Genomic DNA, 18,453 nt, shown 5'->3' on the forward strand with positions numbered 1-18,453 from the left:
TGGGGGATCTTGTTTTGTTTCAACTCTTGGGTGGCCTCCGCCCCCCGAGTGGCGGCCCCCCGCCGCGGCGGGGCGGCCGGCCCCGGGGGGGGGCGTGCCGGGCGGCGCTGCACCGCCTGCCGCGGGCAGGCGGTCCGTACGGCGGTGGCCCGTCCGCGAGGCGGCGGGCCGCCGCAGACCGCGAGGAGTGAGAGATGGGCGCTGGGACCCCCGGTTCGTCCCGACTGCTGCGCGCGGGCCTCGGCGCCGCCGCGGCCGGCCTGCTGGTCCTCTACAACTCGGTGGACGGCACGTCCTCCCCTGTCGACGGCCCGGCCGCGCCCCCGGCGGCCACCGCGTCCGCCGCCCCCGGCGGCACGCCGCAGGCCGCTCCCGGCGCGGCGGTCGGAAAGCCCGGAAAGGCGCCCGCCGCACCGGTGCTCAAGCGTTCGAAGCCGACCCGGCTGCGGATCCCGCAGATCGCCGTCGACGCGCCCTTCACCGAACTGACGCTGGACGCCGCCGGGGCGCTCCAGGCGCCGCCGCCGGACGACAAGAACCTGGTCGGCTGGTACCGCGACGGCGCCTCCCCCGGCGAGCGCGGCGCGGCCGTCCTGGCCGGGCACGTGGACACCCTGAAGGGCCCGGCGGTGTTCCTGCTGCTGAGCCTGCTGGTGCCGGGCAACAAGGTCGAGGTGGCCCGGGCGGACGGCACGGTCGCGGTGTTCTCGGTGGACTCCGTGCAGACCTTCCGCAAGGACGCCTTCCCGGACCAGCAGGTGTACGGGGCGACGCCGGACTCCCAGCTGCGGCTGATCACCTGCGGCGGGGCGTACGACAAGAAGAAGAAGGACTACCTGGACAACGTCGTGGTCTTCGCGCACCTGGAGTCCTCCCGCAAGGGCTGAGCGCCGGGCCCGCAGCGGCCGCCGCACGACGAAGGACCGCCGGCACCCCTCGGGGGCCGGCGGTCCTTCGTCGTCCTGGGCCGGGGTCAGCCGCGCACGGTGCTCTCGAAGGCGTGCAGGTACGGGTTGACCGGGCGCACCTCGGACACGTCGAGGCCGGCCGCGGTCATCAGCCGGACCATGCTCTCCGTGGAGTGCTTGGCGCCGCCGACGTTGAGCAGCAGCATCAGGTCCATCGCGGTGGTGAAGCGCATCGACGGGCTGTCGTCGACGAGGTTCTCCACGACCACGACGCGGGCACCGGGGCGGGCGACCCGGACCACGTTCGCCAGGGTGCGGCGGGTGGACTCGTCGTCCCACTCCAGGATGTTCTTGATGATGTAGAGGTCGGCCTGGACCGGGATGTCCACCCGGCAGTCACCCGGCACCAGGCGGGCGCGCGCGGCGAACGCACCGCCCTCGCGCAGCCGGGGGTCGGCGCCGGCGACGACCTTCGGCAGGTCGAGCAGGGTGCCGTGCAGGTTCGGGTGCTTCTCCAGCAGGCTGGCCAGGACGTGGCCCTGGCCGCCGCCGATGTCCACGACGCTCTGCACGCCGGCGAGGTCGAGGTAGCCGGCGAAGTCGGCGGCGGACTGGCGGCTGGAGGTGGTCATGGCCCGGTCGAAGACCTTCGCCGAGTCGCCGCCCTCGCTGTGCAGGTAGTCGAAGAACTCCTTGCCGAACAGCTCGGGGAAGACGTTGCGCCCGGAGCGGACCGCCTCGTCGAGCTTCGGCCACGCCTCCCACGTCCACGGCTCGGTGCACCAGAGGGAGATGTACCGCAGCGAGTTGGGGGCGTCCTCGCGCAGCAGGCGGGACATCTCGGTGTGCTCGAAGCGGTCGTCGCCGACCTCGTTGAAGATGCCGTAGCAGGTCAGCGCGCGCAGCAGGCGGCGCAGCGGCTTGGGCTCGGTGCCGAGGGCGGCGGCGAGGTCGGTGACGCTCGTGGGGGTCTCGTCGAGCGCGTCGGCGACGCCGAGCCGGGCGGCGGCGCGCACGGCGGCGGCGCAGGCGGCGCCGAAGACGAGTTCCCGCAGGCGCATGGCGGCCTGCGGGGTGGTGGCGGGTGCTGTGGTCATGGGCCGTCCTTCTGGGGAGTGTGGATCCGGGCGGGGGCGCGGAGCCGGGGGTCGGGCGGGGCAGGGGGGCGGAATGACGGGTGCGGGCGGCGGGTGCGGCGCGGGGGCGCGGTGGTCAGCAGCGGCCGGCCGGCTCGGAGACCGCGCAGTGGTTGCGGCTGAAGGCGTTGTCGGTGCCGGTGTCGCGGTCGGCGAGGTCGGCCGGGCCGTTGCCGAGCACGAGGTTGCCGGTGACGGTGTTTCCGGCGTTGGGGACGCCGACGACGCTGCGGAAGAGCACGATGCCGCCGGACATCGGTGAGGTGCCGACGTTGTCGCGGACCTCGTTGCCGGTCACCGTGGTGGCCTCGGCGCCGGTGAGGAGGATGCCGGTGCCCTGGATGAAGGCGAGCCGCGGGTTGGGCGGGCAGTACTTGTTGTTGGCGACGACGCGGTTGCGGCTGACGGTGAGCGCGCCGGCCCGGGGGACGCCCTCGTCGCCGACGACGAAGACGCCGCCGCAGTTGCCGCTGATGGCGTTCCGCTCGACGGTGAGGGTCCGGGCGCGGCGGACGGTGACGCCGATCCGGTTGTCGGTCAGCCGGTTGTCGCGGACGACGGTGCCCTCGGTGTCGAGCGCGCCGCCCTCGCTGTCGACGCTGTTGGCGAGGAAGACGCCGGACTGGCCGTTGCGGGTGGCGACGTTGCCGCTGATCACCGCGCGGGTGGACCGCTCCTGGCTGATGCCCTGGTGGCCGTTGTCGCGGGCGTGGACGGCGCGGATCACCATGCCGGTGGTGCTGTTGGCGTTGAGGCCGTTCTTGGGGAACCCGGCGACGGTGAGCGCCTCGACCCGGACGCCGGCGAGGCGGTCGGCCTCGGTCCCGGCGACGCAGAGGCCGTGGCCGGCGGTGGCGCAGGCGCCGGTGTCGTCGGCCTGCGGGGCGATGACGCTGTCCGGGCCGGAGCCGCGGAGGGTGAGGCCGGGGGTGGTGATGCGGACGCTCCCGCGGTAGGTGCCGGGGAGCAGTTGGACGGTGTCGCCCGGCCGGGCCTGGTCCATCACCTGCTGGATCGATTCTCCGGGGAGGACGACGTGCACGGTGCCCGCGGCATGGGCCGCGGGGGTGGCACCGAGGGTGGCCAGGGCGGTGGTCGTGGCGGCGGCGGTGGCCGCGGCGAGGTGGTGGACCCGACGCGTGGGCATGTGTGGTGACCTGCTTTCTCGCCGCGCTCGCGGGGACGCCGGCGCGGTGACACGGAGTGCGCATGGGTGGACGGCCGGTGTGGGGCCGGCCGAATCGACGCTATGGGCGCCACCCGGGGCCCGCCACCAGGGCTGGGCTGCGGGGCTGACGGTGCGTCGGCCGGTGGAGGTACCCGGGCCGCCGATCGGGTTGCGGCCCGCCGACGGGGCGCGGCGGACGCCGTGGCATGCTCGGGGGCATGAACGCCCCGCCCTCCCCGTCCGCCGTCCGCAACCCGATCGGCGCCCATGTGCCGGTGGCCGCCCGGGGGCTGGCCGGGACGGGGCTGGCGTACGCGCGGCGGGTCGGTGCCGAGGCGGTGCAGGTGTTCGTGGCCAACCCGCGCGGCTGGGCCACTCCCCCGGGCAACCCGGTGCAGGACGAGCTGTTCCGCACCGCCTGCGCCGAGCAGGGGATCCCGGCGTACGTGCACGCGCCGTACCTGATCAACTTCGGTTCGGACAACGCGGCGACCCGGGAGCACTCGACGGCCTCGCTGCGGCACTCGCTGCTGCGCGGGCACGCGATCGGCGCGCTGGGCGTGGTACTGCACACCGGTTCGGCGGTGGGCGCGGCGGCGGACGGCGGTTCGCGGCGGGCCGAGGCGCTGGCGCAGGTGCGCGAGGACGTCCGTCCGCTGCTGGACGAGTTGGACGCGGCGGACGGGCGGGGCGGCCCGGTGCCCTGGCTGCTGCTGGAGCCGACGGCCGGGCAGGGCCGTTCGCTCTGCTCGCGGATGGAGGACCTCGCCGAGTACCTGGAGGCGCTGGGCGGCCACCCGCGGGTCGGGGTCTGCCTGGACACCTGCCACGCCTTCGCTGCCGGGCACGACCTGGCGGCGCCGGGCGGTGTGCGGGAGGCCCTGGACGCGCTGGTCGCGGCGGCCGGCCCGGACCGGCTGCGGCTGATCCACGCCAACGACTCCGAGGACGCGGTGGGCGCCCGCAAGGACCGGCACGCCAACATCGGTGCCGGCCGGATCGGCGCGGAGCCGTTCCGCGAGCTGTTCGAGCACCCGGCGACGGCCAGCGTGCCGTTGATCGTCGAGACGCCGGACCGCAAGCACGGCGGTGACGGCGCCGGCCACGCTATGGACATCGGCGTGCTGAAGGGGCTGCGCGAGCGGGCAACCGTTCCGGCCGTTCCGGCCGCGGCGACTGCGGCGACTGCGGCGACTGCGGCGACTGCGGCGACTGCGGCGACCGTACCGGTGTAGGAGCGGCTCGGGCTGCCGGGGTCGGGGGGTGGTGGGAGGCTGGGAGAGGATTGCCCAGACCCCCCGGGGGTGCGCGATGAGTCCGACCCGGAGGCTGGCCGCGCTGCCGTGCGGCCGGCGCAGCAAGTGGCTGGTGCTGGCCCTGTGGCTGGTGCTGCTGGTGGTGGCGGGGCCGCTGGCCGGCAAGCTCGCCGGCGCGGAGGACAACCAGGCGTCCAGCTGGCTGCCCGGCAGTGCCGAGTCCACGATCGTGCTGCAGGAGCAGCGGGCCTTCCAGCCGGTGGAGACGCTGCAGGCGGTCGTGGTGTACGAGCGGACGGGCGGCATCACGGCGGCCGACCGGGTGGAGGCGGCGCGCGACGCCGCCGCGTTCCTGAGTGCGCCGCATGTGGTGGGCCCGGTGAGCGGTCCGGTGGTGTCCACGGACGGCGAGGCGATGCAGACGGTGGTGCCGGTCGACATCGGCACCGGCGGCTGGGAGGACCTGCAGCCGGCGGTGGACAGCCTGCGGGCGACCGCCGCCGACCAGGACCTCGGGATGACCACGCACGTCACCGGCCCGGCCGGGGTCGGCGCCGACCAGGCGGAGGCGTTCGCCGGGATCGACGACACACTGCTCTTCGCGACCGTCGCCGTGGTGATCGTCCTGCTGCTGCTCACCTACCGCAGCCCGGTGCTGTGGCTGCTGCCGCTGCTGGCGGCGGGGGTGTCGCTGGTGGTCTCGCAGGCGGTGATCTACCTGCTGGCGGAGCATGCGGGGCTGACGGTGAACGCGCAGAGCGCGGGCATCCTGATCGTCCTCGTCCTGGGTGCGGGGACGGACTACGCGCTGCTGCTGACCGCCCGTTACCGGGAGGAGCTGCGCCGCCACCGGGACCGGCACGAGGCGATGGCGTTCGCGGTGCACCGGGCGGGCCCGGCGATCCTGGCGAGTTCGGCGACGGTGGTCGCCTCGATGCTGTGCCTGCTGGTCGCCGAGATGAACTCGACCCGGGGCCTGGGCCCGGTCTGCGCGATCGGGGTGCTGGTGGCGCTGGCCGCGATGCTGACCCTGTTGCCGGCGCTGCTGGTGATCGTCGGCCGGTGGGTGTTCTGGCCGGTGAAACCGGTGTACGGCTCGCCGGAGCCGACCACGAGCGGCCGGTGGGCGCACGTCGGGGCGTGGATCGGGCGCAAGCCGCGCAAGGTGTGGACGGGTACGGTGCTGGTGCTGGCGGTCTGCTGTCTTGGGCTGGTGTCGCTGAACGCGACGGGTCTGAGCACGGCCGGGTCGTTCACCGGCAAGCCGGACTCGGTGGCGGGCCAGCAGGTGCTGGCGGCGCACTTCCCGGCCGGTACGGGCGCACCGCTGACGGTGATCAGCAATGCGGGCGAGGCGGGTGAGGTCCGGGCGGTGACGGCGGCGACGGCGGGGGTGGCGGGGACCTCGGAGCCCGAGGTGCGCGAGGGCGAGGCACTGTTCCGGGCGACGCTGGCCGATCCGCCGGACAGCCGGGCGGCCGAGGACACGGTGGACCGGCTGCGGGAGGCCGTGCACGCGGTGCCGGGGGCGGACGCCAAGGTGGGCGGCAGTACGGCGGTGGCGCTGGACGCCGGGCGGGCGGCGACGGAGGACAACCGGACGATCATCCCGCTGGTGCTGGGGGTGGTGGTGCTGATCCTGGCGGCGCTGCTGCGGGCGGTGACGGCGCCGCTGGTGCTGATCGGCACGGTGGTGCTGTCGTACGCGGCGGCGCTGGGGATCAGTGTGTTCGTCTTCGAGCACTTCTTCCACTTCGAGGGCCAGGACCACGCGTTCCCGCTGTTCGTGTTCGTGTTCCTGGTGGCGCTCGGGATCGACTACAACATCTTCCTGATGACCCGGGTACGGGAGGAGTCGGCGCACCACGGCACCCGGCAGGGGGCGGTGGCGGGGCTGGCCGCGACCGGCGGGGTGATCACGTCGGCGGGGCTGATCCTGGCGAGCACCTTCGCGGTGCTGGCGACGCTGCCGGTGGTGTCGTTCACCGAGATCGGGTTCGCAGTGGCGCTGGGGGTGCTGCTGGATGCGCTGGTGGTGCGGTCGGTGCTGGTCACGGCGGTGACCATGGATCTGGGGCGGCGGATGTGGTGGCCGAGCGAGTTGTCCAGGCAAGTCGGTCCGGAGGACGAGGAGTTGGTCAGACAGCTTTAAGTTACCAATGAGTTCATATGGTTATCGTCTGACGTCTTGTCCGATGTGGCCGGGACCACGTTGACTGCGATCATGTCAATTTCCACCGTGTCCCGCAGCCGCCGCCTCGCCGCCGTCTGCACCGCCGCTGCCGCCCTGCTCGCCCCCCTCGCCGCCGCGCCGAGCGCCGTCGCCGCCGGCTCCGCGGCCGAGCAGGGCAGCGCCGCGGCCTCCGTGCCCGCCCTCAAGGTGCTGAGCTACAACGTCTTCCTGTTCAGCAAGACCCTGTACCCGAACTGGGGCCAGGACCACCGCGCCAAGGCCATCACCTCGGCCGACTTCTTCCACGGCCAGGACGTCGTCGTCCTCCAGGAGATGTTCGACAACGCCACCTCCGACGAGCTGCTCTCCCGGGCCTCCGCCGAATACCCCCACCGCACGCCCGTCGTCGGCCGCTCCACCAGCGGCTGGGACGCCACCTCCGGCAGCTACAGCTCCGTCACCCCCGAGGACGGCGGGGTGACCGTGCTCAGCAAGTGGCCCATCCTGCGCAAGGAGCAGTACGTCTTCAAGGACGCCTGCGGCGCCGACTGGTGGTCCAACAAGGGCTTCGCCTACGCCGTGCTCGACGTCAACGGCCTGCGCACCCACGTGGTCGGCACCCACCTGCAGTCCACCGACAGCGGCTGCTCCGCCGGCCAGCCCGCCCAGGTCCGCGCGGCGCAGCTGAAGGCGATGAAGTCCTTCCTCGACGGCAAGAACATCCCGGCCTCCGAGCCCGTCCTGATCGCCGGCGACTTCAACGTCGACTCGCACAGCCCCGAGTACGCCGCGATGCTCGGCAACGGCGCCCTCGCCCCGGCCGACAGCCGCACCGGCTGGCCGTACTCCTTCGACACCGCGGACAACTCCATCGCGAAGGACCGCTACCCGAACGACCCGCGCGAGGACCTCGACTACGTCCTCTACCGCGCCGACCACGTCCGGCCCGCGAGCTACACCAACAATGTGGTCCGCTTCCACAGCTCGCCCTGGACGGTCAGCAGCTGGGGCACCAGCTACACCTACAACGACCTCTCGGACCACTACCCGGTCACCGGCGGCTGAGCCCCGCACCGGGCCTCCGGCTCGCGGACGGGTGCCCCGGACGGCGGTGACTCGAACGCCCCGCCCGGCATGCGCGGGGCGCACCGCCGCCCTACGTTGCCGGGTGAGGGGGCGAACCCATCCGAGAGGTGAACACTCCATGGCAGGCAAGTTCGAGCTCTACACCGACGAGAGCGGCATGCACCGGTTCCGGCTCAAGGCGAGCAACGGCTCGGTCGTGGTGACCGGGGACCCGCACGAGAGCCGGGACGACTGCATCAAGAGCATCGAGTCGATCCGGAAGCTCGCGCCGTACGCGGAACTCAAGGAGGCGCCGAGCCGGGCGTGATCCCGCCGCTGCCGGAGGGCCGCGGGTCGGCGGTGCAAATCGCCGACCCGCGTTCTTTTGTTCGAAAGATCCCTTTGGCCCGCCGCACCCCGGGACCGGACAGAACGACGGCATGCGTGTCGTCATCGTCACCGAATCCTTCCCACCCGAGGTCAACGGCGTCGCCCACAGCGTGCTGCGGACGGCCGAGCACCTGGTCCGCCGGGGCCACCACCCCCTGATCGTCACCCCCGCCCCCGCACGCGGCGCGCACTGCCCGCCGCAGACCTTCGGCGACGGCCCCTGCGGGGCCGAACTGCCGGTGGTCCGGGTGCCGTCCGTACCGCTGCCCGGCTACCCGCAGGTCCGGATCGCCCTCCCCAGCCGCCGGCTCGCCGCCGCGGTCGCCGGCCACCGGCCCGACCTGGTGCACCTGGCCAGCCCGTTCGTACTCGGCGCGCGCGGCATGCAGACCGCCGCCCGGCTCGGGGTACCGGCCGTCGCCGTCTACCAGACCGACCTGGCCGGCTACGCGCACGCCTACCGGGCCGGCCGCGGACTCGGCGAGGCCGCCGCCTGGCACCGCATCCGCGGTATCCACCGGGCCGCCGCCCGGACGCTCGCCCCCTCCACCCCCGCGGCCCAGGACCTCACCGCGCACGGCGTCCCCCGGGTCCAGCTGTGGCCGCGCGGCGTCGACTCCGCCCGCTTCCACCCCCGGCACCGCGACGAGGCGCTGCACCGGGCGCTCGCCCCCGGCGGCGAGGTGCTGGTCGGGTACGTCGGCCGGCTCGCCCCCGAGAAGCGGGTCGACCTGCTCGCCGGGGTCGCCGCCCTGCCCGGGGTCCGGGTGGTCGTGGTCGGCGACGGCCCGTCCGCCCCCGGACTGAGGGCCGCCATGCCCGGCGCGGTCTTCCTCGGCCGCCGCACCGGCGAGGAACTCGCCCGCTGCTTCGCCAGCCTGGACGTCTTCGTGCACACCGGGCCGCTGGAGACCTTCTGCCAGACCATCCAGGAGGCCATGGCCAGCGGCGTCCCGGTGATCGGGCCGGCCGCCGGCGGGCCGCTCGACCTGGTCGCCCACCACCGCACCGGCCTGCTCGTCCCGCCCCGGGACGGCGCCGCGGTCACCCGGGCGGTCGCCGAACTCGCCGCGGACCCGGAACGGCGCGCCGCGTACGGCCGGGCGGGCCGGGCGGAGGTGACCGCGCGCACCTGGGAGGCGGTCGGGGACCTGCTGCTGCGGCACTACGCGGAGGTGCTGGCGGAGCACGGCGGAAGCCCGGTCGCGGCGGCGGCGGGGGTGCCGGTGGCGGGGGTGCCCGGGGTTCCGGCGCGTACGCCGTCGGGGCTGTCGGGACCGTCGGGGCCGTCGGGGCCGTCGGGAAGTGCGGTACCGGAGGGTACGACCGGGCTCGCCCCGGAACCGGAGGCCCCGGCGGCGGCCGTGGCCCCGGCGGCCGTGTCCGAGGAGCAGCCGGTATGACGGGGCGCGGGCTGACGATCGTCCGGGTGGCGAACTTCGTGACCCCGGTCTCGGGCGGCCTGCGCACCGCGCTGCGCCACCTCGGGGCCGGCTACCGGGCCTCCGGCCACCGTCCGGTCCTGGTCGTGCCCGGCCCCCGGCACGCGGAGGCCGAGGAGGAGCAGGGCCTGGTCGTCACCCTGCCCGGACGGGTCCTGCCGGGCAGCGGCGGCTACCGGCTGCTCACCGACCGCCGGGCGGTGGCCCGGGAACTCGCCCGGCTGGCGCCCGACCGGCTGGAGGTCTCCGACCGCACCACCCTGCGCTGGACCGGTGGTTGGGCGCGCGCCCACGGCGTGCGGGCGGTCATGGTGTCGCACGAGAGCACCACCGGGCTGCTCCGCCTGCGGGGCGTGCCGGACACCGCCGCGCGGGCCCTCGCCGACCGGCTCAACACCCGGACGGCCCGGGCGTACGACGCGGTGGTCTGCACGACCGACTGGGCCGCCGCCGAGTTCACCCGGCTGGGCGTGCGGAACGTGGTGCGCGCCCCGCTCGGGGTGGACCTCGACACCCTGCGACCGCCGACGGCGGTGGCGCGGGAGCAGGAGCGGGCCCGGTACGCGGGGCCGTCCGAGGTGCTGCTGGTGCTGTGCTCGCGGCTGTCGGCGGAGAAGCGTCCGGGGCGGGCCCTGGAGGCGCTGGCCGACCTGCGCAGCGGCGGGCTGCCCGCCGTCCTCGCGGTGGCCGGCACCGGGCCGCTGCGCGAGCGGCTCGCCGCCGAGGCCGCGCGGCGCCGGCTGCCGGTGCACTTCCTCGGCCACCTTCCCGGCCGCACGTCGGTGGCGGCCCTGCTCGGCTGCGCGGACGCCGTGCTCGCACCCGGGCCGGTCGAGACCTTTGGACTGGCCACCATGGAGGCGCTCGCCTGCGGGACCCCGGTGGTGGTGAGCCGCTCGTCGGCGCTGCCCGGGCTGGTCGGGGCGGCGGGCGTGGCCGCCGCCGACTCGGGGGCGGGGTTCGCCGACGGGGTGCGCGACCTGCTGGCGCGTCCGGAGGCCGGGCGCCGGGCCGCGGCCCGGGCGCGGGCTGCGGCGTACGGGTGGCCGGCCGCCGTGGCGGGCTTCCTCACCGCCCACGGGCTCGTACCGGCCGGGCCCGGGATGGCCGGGAAGAAGGGGACGGTCGGGAAGAAGGGGACGGCCGGGCAGCAGGCGGCGGGGACGAAGGGGACGGCGGAGCCATGAGGCCGACGGTCACTGCGGATCCCGCGGGAGCCGCCCGGACGGGCGGGGCCGCCGACGGTGCCGCGGCCGGGGTCGGACCGCTGCGGTTCGTGGCGCTCGGGGACTCGCTGACCGAGGGCGTCGGCGACCCGGTGCCCGGCGGCTGGCGGGGATGGGCCGCCGTCCTGGCGGGATCGCTGGCGCCGGACCCGGCCCGCGTCGCCTTCACCAATCTGGCCCGCAGCGGGGCGCTCAGCACCGATCTGGCGGCGCAGCAGCTGCCCGCGGCGCTGGCCCTGCGGCCCCGGCTCGCGGCGGTGGTGGTCGGCGGCAACGACACCCTGCGGGCCGGGTTCGACATCCGGCGGACCACCCGGGAGCTCGACACCGTCCTGACCGCGCTGGCCGGGCACGGCAGCCTGCTGCTGACGGCCTGCCTGCCCGACCCGGGCGCCCTGCTGCGGCTGCCGCTCCCGCTGGCCCGGCCACTCGCCCGGCGGATGGCGGCCGTGAACACCGTGGTGCACGCGCTGTCGGAGCGCCACCGGACCGTGCACCTGCACCTCGCCGACCTGCCGTGGACGGCCGAGCGGCGGCTGCTCAGCGCGGACCGGCTGCACCCCAGCGCCGACGGCCACCACCTCATCGCCCGCGGCTTCCACCGGCTGCTCGCCGACCGCCCGGCGCCCGGCACGGCCGCGGGCGATCCGTCGGGCGGTCCGCCCGGCGCCCCGGCGGGCCCGGCGCGCGGACTCCCGACGGGACCGGCGCCGGGCGTTCCGGCGGGCCCGCCGAGAGGTCTGGCGCTGGGCCCCGAGCCGCGGCCCTCGGCGGTGGAGGCCCCGCCCGGCCGGGCCGCCGACCTGTGGTGGATGGCCACCCGCGGCACCCGCTGGGTGGCCGAACGCAGCACCGATCTGCTGCCCGGACTGCTGGCGCTGGCCGCCCTCGAGGGGCTCGAACGGCTGCGGGGAGCGACCGGGCGGCTCGACGAGCAGATGGCCCGGGCGGCCGCCGCGGCCCTCGCCGGGCTCGGCCGACCGGATCCTCCCACCCCGCGTGGAACCGAACGGGTGTGACGCCGAGTCATCAGAGGCGGACGTGTGCAGCGAGGGGAGAGCGGTTCGTTGACGACGACACCGTCGGAGGGGGCGGGCCGCCGACTGCTGGCGGCCGCCGGGGTGCTGTTCCCCGACGAGCGGGGCCGGGTGCTGGTGGTCCGGCTGCCGTACGACCGCGAGCACCCGGTGGCCGTACCGGGCGGCGGCTGGGAGCCCGGGGACCGCTCGCCGCGCCGGACGGCCGAGCGCGAGATCGCCGAGGAGCTCGGCTTCACGCCCCGGCTGGGGCCGCTGGCCTGCATCGACTGGTCGCTGGACCACTTCCGGCCGCCGATCGCCGCGCACCTGTACTGGGCCGAGCCGCTCACCGCCGCGCAGCTCGCCGCGCTCGCCCCGGACCCCGCGGAGGTGGGCGGCTGGGCCTGGCTGGACCCCGACCGGGCCGTGCACGCGCTGCCGCCCAAGCTGTCCCGGCGGGCCGTCTCCTGCCTGCGGCTGCCCCGTTCGGCGGGCCCGCTGGAGCTGGAGGACAGCCTGCCGGTCGGGCACACCCGGGAGCTGCTGGAGCCGTGGCCGGTGCCCGCGTACACCCGGCTGGCCGGGGTCGAGCTGCACGGCGCCCCGACCGGCCCGCCGCAGCCGCGGTCGGCACGGCCCCCGCAGGACCGCGACGCCTACCTCGCCGGGCTCCCCCGGATCCGGGCCAAGGCGCGGGCGGTGTTCACCGATGCGTCCGGCCGGGTGTTGCTGGTGCGGCTGACCCCGCGGCCGGGCGATCCGGGCGGGGCGTACTGGACCCTGCCCGGCGGCAGCATCGAGGCGGACCGGGAGCTGCCGCGGGCGGCGATCCGGCGGGAGGTGCGCGAGGAGCTGGGCTGGGACCACCGGCCGGGCCGGCTGCTGGCACTGGACTGGCAGCCCGGGTCCGCGGCACTCGGCGACGCCGCCGGCACGGCGGACCCCACCCGGTTCGACCTGCCGCTGCTGCTGTACCTGTTCGACGGCGGGACGGTGGACGCGCAGCGGCTCGCCTCGATCCGGCTGGCCGAGGGCGAGCTGGTCGAGTGGCGGATGTGCGCGCCGGAGGAGGCCCGGGCCCTGCTGTCCGGCGCCGGCTGGGCGCGGACCGAGGCCGCGCTCGCCCACCGCGGCCGGGCGGGCGGACCGCTGGAGCTGGTGCTCGGGCGGCCGGCCGACCAGGAGGACTGACGGGCGGTCCGGCGGCGGATCCGGCGGGGCGGTGGGTCTCGCGGAGCGGTGGGTCCGGCCCGGTCCGAGGACGGACAGGCGGCGGGCCGGGTCGGGTCGGGTCGGACGGCGGATGGTCCCGCGGGCGGCGGGTCCTGGTCCACACTGGGCCCATGCAGCGCTCGATCACGGACGTGCTGGCCGGCCACCGAGTGGTGGCGGTCGGCGGCGGCGTCCATCTCGACATCACGCTCGCCACGCCCGGCGGGCCGGTCACCGTGCGGGTGGGGCACGAGTTCCGGTTCGCCGCGCCCTCGGAGGTGGAGCACTTCTACCCGGCCCTGTCCTTCGCCCCGACCGCCCCGCTGCTCGACCTGGTGGGCCGCACCGTCGAAACGGCCCGGGTGACCATGGCGGGCGGGCTGGAGCTGGCCTTCACCGGCGGCGGCCGGCTGTCCGTGCCCCCGCACGCGCAGCTCGGCCCGTGGAGCGTGCTCACCCCCCGGGGCACGCTCTGCACCGCGCTGCCCGGCGGCGACACCGCCTGGGAGGACGGCGGGCCCGGCTGACCGGACTCCGCCACGGGCCCGGCCCGGAGCGCCGGGCCCGCCCGGGGATCACTCCTCGGCGGCGGACGGGTCCATCCAGAAGACCTCCCACAGGTGGCCGTCCAGGTCCTCGAAGCCGCGGCCGTACATGAACCCCTCGTCCATCGGCTCCCTGCCCTTGGCACCGGCGGCGACCGCCTTGTCCACGAGCGCGTCGACCTCCTGCCGGCTCTCCGCGCTGAGGGCCAGGATCGCCTGGGCGGACGTCGAGGTGTCCGGGATCTCCTTCTTGGTGAAGGAGGTGAAGTACGGCTCCACCAGCAGCATCGCGTAGACGGTGTCGCTGATCACCAGACAGGTGGCGTTCTCGTCGGTGAACTTCGGGCTGAAGGAGTAGCCCAGCGCGGTGAAGAACTCGGTCGAACGGGCGAGGTCCTTGACGGGCAGGTTGACGAAGATCTTGGTGGACATGCGGAGCCTTCCGGGACGGCCGACCGGCCCGGGCCGGTGCGGTGTTCACTGGACGGCTGTCAGCCTGGCACGCGGCACCGACAAACCGGCCGGACCCCGCGCCGGGCGGCGCGGGGTCCGTACTCCGGACGGCGCAGGAGCGCGCCGTGCCCGGAGCAGCGGGGAGGCGGTCCGTCAGACCTCCAGCTCGGCCTCCACCTTGACCAGCTGGTGGCGGGCCATCGCCAGGTTGGCGCGGTTCTTGTCCAGCGCCAGGTAGATGAACAGGCCCTTGCCGCCGCGGCCGCTGAGCGGGCGGATCAGGTGGTACTGGCTGCTGAGGGTGATCAGGATGTCCTCGATGCCGTCCCCCAGGCCCAGCATGTCCATGGTGCGCATCTTGGCGCGTACCACGTCGGTGTTGCCGGCGGCGGCGACGTTGAGGTCGAGGCCGCCGGGGCCGTCCAGCGTGGCCAGGGCCATGCCGCTGTTGTAGTCGACGATCGCGGCACCGATGGCGCCCTCGATCGCGGTCATCGCCTGCTTGAGAGCGCCTGCTGCGTCGGTCATGTCGGTTACTCCGGTTCGTTCGATGGTGATTTCGGAAGCGGTCGGTCGTGGTGGTGCGGGTGATGGGGATGGAGTGGGTCGCGGGAGTCGGGGACGGTCGGTCGGAGGGATCGGTGGTCGGGGTGGTCGGGGTGGTCGGGGTGGTCGGGGTGGTCAGGGTGGTCGGGGTGGTCGGGAGGGCGGTCGGGTCGGCCCGGGGCCGTCAGCCGACCTCCACCGGCGCGGGGGCCTCGCCGAGCAGCGCCGCGATGCGCAGCGCCGAGCGGCGGGCCTCCAGGTGGAGGCGTCCGACGTTGGCGTCCGGGTGCGCCAGCAGGGTGAGCACGCAACTGCCGCCCGTCGCGTAGGTCGCGACGTAGCCGTGCTCGCCCCGGACCAGCGACTCCCGGAACTCGCCCTGGCCGGTGCTGTCGGCGAGCCGCTGGGCGAGGCTGAGCGAGGCGGCGGTCATCGCCGCCAGGCCGGACGGCTCCGCCCCGTGCGTGTCGTGCGCGACCAGCAGCCCGTCCACGCCGGCCACCAGGCCGCCCGCGAGGTGCGGCACCCGGTGCCGCAGGGCACGGAGCTCGGCCAGCAGCTCGGTCTCCAGCGCGATCAGCTGCCTCCTTCCGACACGCTGCTTGAGCGCCCGCCTCATGGGCAGCGGGACGGGGTCGCGGGCGGGGGGTTCACAGTCGGGCCTCCAGAAGGGTTCGGACCCTGGTCAGCAGGGCGATGTCCGGGTCGGTGACGGCCGGCGGACACACCGCGGCCGGGTCGGATGGGTGGTCGGCCGGGACCGGGCCCGCTCCGGGCGCGGGCCGCGCCGAGGGCAGGGGCCGGTCGGACAGGGGCAGCACGGCCGTGCGGGCAAGCGGCGTCCGGGCCACCGGGGCGCGCGGAGCGGGCACCCCGGGCACCCCGTACACCCGGGCCGCACCGGGCACCGCGGCCAGGGCCTCCCCGGGGACCCGCCGGTGGAGGCCGGCGGCCGTCCGGGGCACCTGCGCATACGGATCCTCCGGCTCGGGTCGGCCCTCCGGCTCGGGTCGGCCCTCCGGCGCCGAGCGGACGGGAGCGGGCCGGACGGCAGCGGGCGGAACGGCTACGGGCGGGGGCTGGGGCTGGACCGGCGGCGCGGGCTCGCGGGGCGGCGCGACCTCGGCGGACGGAAGGGCCGCCGCACCCGCGTGCCGGGGTGCGGAGAGCAGCCCGGCCGCGGCCAGCCGCCGCACCTCGACCGTCGTCGCGAACGCCGAACGGCCGAGCAGCCGGGCCAGCTCGGTCGGCGTTCTTCGCCCGTCGGCGTGGGCGAGCAGTTCCCGCTGGCGGCGGCTGGGGCGGTGCGGGCCCGGTCGGCGGGCGTCCGGCTGCCCGGCGCGGCCGGCGGCCGGCGGGCGCACCGGGGCGGTGTCCACGTGCGGCCAGGGCCAGATGCGTTCCAGCAGGTCGTGGCGGCGGACGGTCTCCTCGCGCAGCCTGCGGGCGCCGACCGCGGCGACCGGCCCCAGCCAGTGCCGGACGGCCGGCCGCCAGGTGCAGAGGGTGCCCGCCGGGTCGAGGGCGAAGTACGCCGCGTCGTAGAGCGCGCCGAGGTGGCAGAGCTCCAGCTCGCCGCGGGTGAGCCGCCCCAGTTCGACCAGCGCGCCGCCCACCCGGCAGTCGGGGCCGTACCGGCGGACGACCTCGTACCAGTCCTCGGGGGTGATCCGCCCGCAGGCCGTCAGCAGGGCGGCCAGGTCGGGCGCGTGGTCGGACTCCACGTGGGTGACCAGGCCGTCGATGAGGTAGACGGTGCCGGCGTCGCCGTGCAGGGCGCCGGTGGCCCCCTCCCCGGCCAGGTGCTCGACGGTCTCGGCGGGGGACTTCCAGTGGCGGACGGGGGCGGCGCTCATCCGGCGTTCCCGACGGCCGGCCGGGCCGCCGTGGACGCGGGCCGGCCGGCCGCACGGGCCGCCGGACGGGCTGCCGCAGGGGTGGGGCGGGCGGACAGGGGGGCGGGCGAAGGGGCCGGTGGCCGAAAGCGGTCGTCTGCAATGCGCCCTGACGGGGCGAGGGCGGCCGTCATCCCAGCACCAGTTCCTCGGCGAGGGCCTGCAGCCGGTAGCGGGCGGAGGCGAGGTTGCTCTCGACGCGGTCCAACCAGAGGTGCAGGACGAGGCGGCTGTCAAATGCGGTGTCGATGAAGCAGAGGAGGTGGTAGCTTCGGCCGGCCGTGACGATGATGTCCTGCACCGGCGAGCGGGGGTTCCCCTCCCCGGCGAAGGTCTCGCTGTCAACGGCCGCCCGTACCAGGTCGGTTGCCTCCGCCGCTGCCGTGTCGTGGTCCCCGGCCGGAGCTGCACCGGTGCTGCCGAGGGCGAGTCCGCTGCTCCAGTCGATCAGGCTCGCGGAGCGGGCTCCGGCTATCGCCATCGCCTCGGACAGGCATTCGTCGATACCCGGCACGCGGGCTCCTTCGGAGGGTTCTCGGGGGGCTGCTGGGGGTGTGCGGAGGCTCGGGGGGCGCCGGGCGTGTGGGGCCGGCGCCGACCGCCCGCCACGATCGGTGGCGGCTTCGCCACGGAAGGCTACTGCCGGATCTCGTATGACGAACATTCCAATGGCATATTCAGATCTTCAGGGCTAGTTTTCAGCCAGATATCTGATGCAGCCTCAGATGGCCGACCACGGCAAATCCGCAGACCGGACGGCCGATTCGGCGCCGGCCCGCCGGCCGACCAGGGAGGGGACCTTGACCGATACTTCGCCGCCCGTCGGCACGGCGGCCGGATTTCGGACAGACTCTGGCCCATTTGCCACCGCTCGACCTGCCTCACGGGGCGCCGCTCGGGGCCACCGGCGGGCGCCTGCGGGCGTCACCGGCGGGCATCGGCAGAACGTCGGCGGCGGGGCGCGGGCGGGGCGCGGGCACGAACAAGGGCGGCCGTCCTGCGCGAAGCAGAACGGCCGCCCTGTGATGGAGCGCCAGGCCCGGGTTGAACGGACTCTCCCTACTGAAAGTAGGACGTGCTCCGGTAGCACCACTGACGCCTGCTCGGTGGAGATGATCTCCGCCCGACAGGAAGAACACTACCAGCTCATCACGCCTGCTCAGAACGGCCGCCCGGGTCCGGCTGCACCCCTGCGGCGGCGGCGCGAGCACTCAGCCCGCGAACCCGGCCGCCGGCGAACCGCCCGACCGCCGAACCTCCCATCACTCGCTCACCTGTTCGATTCGGGCGTACGCTGGGTTCATGAGCACCGCGTTCCACCTGCAGCCCTCGCTGTTCGATTGCACCGACGCCCACGGCGCCGCACTGGGCGGCCTGGCCGGCCTGCGCCGGACGGTGCTGGGCGACGGCGCCTGGGTGGACGCGCTGCCCGGCTGGCTCACCGGGGCGGACGAGGTGTTCGAACGGCTGGCCGACGAGGTCCCGTGGCGGGCCGAGCGGCGCGAGATGTACGAGCGGACGGTCGAGGTGCCCCGGCTGCTGGCCCGGTACGGGGACGGCGAGCGGGCACCGCACCCGGTGCTGGAGGAGGCCCGGCGGGCCCTGAGCACGCACTACCTCGCCGAGCTCGGCGAGGAGTTCCGCACGCTGGGCCTCTGCTACTACCGGGACGGCCGGGACAGCGTCGCCTGGCACGGGGACCGGATCGGGCGCGGAGCCCGGGAGGACACCATGGTCGCGATCCTCTCGGTCGGCGAGCCCCGGGCGCTGCTGCTGCGCCCCCGCCACCGCGGCGGCCCGACCGTGCGGCGGACGCTCGGGCACGGCGACCTGCTGGTGATGGGCGGCTCCTGCCAGCGGACCTGGGAGCACGCCGTCCCGAAGACCGCCCGCCCGGTCGGCCCCCGGATCAGCATCCAGTACCGGCCCCTCGGGGTGAGCTGAGCCGCCGGGCGGCCGCGGCCGCCGGACCCGAACCGGTGGTCCCGACGGGCATCGGGATTCCCCGGCCGGACCGGG

General features: G+C 75.6%; 18 protein-coding genes. 11 read left to right on the forward strand and 7 right to left on the reverse strand.

Annotated features, from left to right (window positions below; translation table 11 throughout):
* The first annotated feature begins 194 nt into the window (after window positions 1-194).
* Entirely contained in the window at window positions 195-887 is a 693-nt protein-coding gene (locus ACWGB8_RS20625) for a class F sortase (protein WP_452214973.1), read from the forward strand.
* 86 nt (window positions 888-973) lie between these two features.
* Here the strand turns inward: ACWGB8_RS20625 and ACWGB8_RS20630 are convergent, their stop codons facing one another.
* Together ACWGB8_RS20630 and ACWGB8_RS20635 are read right to left on the reverse strand one after the other, a co-directional pair.
* A complete protein-coding gene (locus ACWGB8_RS20630) occupies window positions 974-2,005 on the reverse strand; it encodes a methyltransferase (protein ID WP_452214974.1) in 1,032 nt (343 codons plus the stop codon).
* A gap of 115 nt (window positions 2,006-2,120) precedes the next feature.
* A complete protein-coding gene (locus tag ACWGB8_RS20635; protein ID WP_452214975.1) occupies window positions 2,121-3,191 on the reverse strand; it encodes a right-handed parallel beta-helix repeat-containing protein in 1,071 nt (356 codons plus the stop codon).
* Window positions 3,192-3,430: 239 nt separating this feature from the next.
* Between ACWGB8_RS20635 and ACWGB8_RS20640 the strand changes: the two genes are divergently transcribed.
* The 9 genes from ACWGB8_RS20640 (at window position 3,431) to ACWGB8_RS20680 (ending at window position 13,522) form a co-directional block, all read left to right on the forward strand.
* Window positions 3,431-4,447 carry a deoxyribonuclease IV gene (locus ACWGB8_RS20640; protein WP_452214976.1) on the forward strand — a complete coding sequence of 339 codons (1,017 nt, stop codon included), beginning with the start codon at window positions 3,431-3,433 and terminating at the stop codon, window positions 4,445-4,447.
* 76 nt (window positions 4,448-4,523) lie between these two features.
* Window positions 4,524-6,620 carry an MMPL family transporter gene (locus ACWGB8_RS20645; RefSeq protein WP_452214977.1) on the forward strand — a complete coding sequence of 699 codons (2,097 nt, stop codon included), beginning with the start codon at window positions 4,524-4,526 and terminating at the stop codon, window positions 6,618-6,620.
* A 72-nt stretch (window positions 6,621-6,692) separates the two neighbouring features.
* A complete protein-coding gene (gene sph / locus ACWGB8_RS20650; protein WP_452214978.1) occupies window positions 6,693-7,706 on the forward strand; it encodes a sphingomyelin phosphodiesterase in 1,014 nt (337 codons plus the stop codon).
* A 139-nt stretch (window positions 7,707-7,845) separates the two neighbouring features.
* On the forward strand, window positions 7,846-8,034 hold the full coding sequence (locus tag ACWGB8_RS20655; protein ID WP_452214979.1) for a YegP family protein: 189 nt from the start codon (window positions 7,846-7,848) through the stop codon (window positions 8,032-8,034).
* A 112-nt stretch (window positions 8,035-8,146) separates the two neighbouring features.
* Entirely contained in the window at window positions 8,147-9,499 is a 1,353-nt protein-coding gene (locus tag ACWGB8_RS20660) for a glycosyltransferase family 4 protein (protein ID WP_452214980.1), read from the forward strand.
* Window positions 9,496-10,725 (forward strand): glycosyltransferase, encoded by a 1,230-nt coding sequence (locus ACWGB8_RS20665; RefSeq protein WP_452214981.1) that lies wholly within the window; start codon window positions 9,496-9,498, stop codon window positions 10,723-10,725. Before ACWGB8_RS20660 ends, ACWGB8_RS20665 begins: the two co-directional genes overlap by 4 nt.
* Window positions 10,722-11,783 (forward strand): SGNH/GDSL hydrolase family protein, encoded by a 1,062-nt coding sequence (locus tag ACWGB8_RS20670; RefSeq protein ID WP_452214982.1) that lies wholly within the window; start codon window positions 10,722-10,724, stop codon window positions 11,781-11,783. Before ACWGB8_RS20665 ends, ACWGB8_RS20670 begins: the two co-directional genes overlap by 4 nt.
* Before the next feature lie 48 nt (window positions 11,784-11,831).
* A complete protein-coding gene (locus ACWGB8_RS20675; RefSeq protein WP_452214983.1) occupies window positions 11,832-12,974 on the forward strand; it encodes an NUDIX domain-containing protein in 1,143 nt (380 codons plus the stop codon).
* 152 nt (window positions 12,975-13,126) lie between these two features.
* Window positions 13,127-13,522: a DUF6188 family protein gene (locus ACWGB8_RS20680; protein ID WP_452214984.1), complete on the forward strand. Its 396-nt coding sequence runs from the start codon at window positions 13,127-13,129 to the stop codon at window positions 13,520-13,522.
* 48 nt (window positions 13,523-13,570) lie between these two features.
* On the opposite strand, the gene ACWGB8_RS20685 is transcribed toward ACWGB8_RS20680, so the two are convergent.
* The 5 genes from ACWGB8_RS20685 to ACWGB8_RS20705 form a co-directional block, all read right to left on the reverse strand.
* Window positions 13,571-13,972, reverse strand: coding sequence for a VOC family protein (locus ACWGB8_RS20685; protein WP_452214985.1), 402 nt, complete (start codon window positions 13,970-13,972; stop codon window positions 13,571-13,573).
* Between the two features lie 174 nt (window positions 13,973-14,146).
* On the reverse strand, window positions 14,147-14,521 hold the full coding sequence (locus ACWGB8_RS20690) for a hypothetical protein (RefSeq protein ID WP_452214986.1): 375 nt from the start codon (window positions 14,519-14,521) through the stop codon (window positions 14,147-14,149).
* A gap of 202 nt (window positions 14,522-14,723) precedes the next feature.
* Entirely contained in the window at window positions 14,724-15,158 is a 435-nt protein-coding gene (locus ACWGB8_RS20695) for a roadblock/LC7 domain-containing protein (protein ID WP_452214987.1), read from the reverse strand.
* Between the two features lie 31 nt (window positions 15,159-15,189).
* Window positions 15,190-16,395, reverse strand: a complete 1,206-nt coding sequence (locus tag ACWGB8_RS20700) for a hypothetical protein (protein ID WP_452214988.1) — start codon at window positions 16,393-16,395, stop codon at window positions 15,190-15,192.
* 169 nt (window positions 16,396-16,564) lie between these two features.
* Window positions 16,565-16,948, reverse strand: a complete 384-nt coding sequence (locus tag ACWGB8_RS20705) for a hypothetical protein (protein WP_452214989.1) — start codon at window positions 16,946-16,948, stop codon at window positions 16,565-16,567.
* A 788-nt stretch (window positions 16,949-17,736) separates the two neighbouring features.
* Between ACWGB8_RS20705 and ACWGB8_RS20710 the strand changes: the two genes are divergently transcribed.
* Window positions 17,737-18,378, forward strand: a complete 642-nt coding sequence (locus tag ACWGB8_RS20710) for an alpha-ketoglutarate-dependent dioxygenase AlkB (protein ID WP_452214990.1) — start codon at window positions 17,737-17,739, stop codon at window positions 18,376-18,378.
* Window positions 18,379-18,453: the final 75 nt, after the last annotated feature.

Source organism: Kitasatospora sp. NPDC054939 (genome assembly GCF_053610105.1).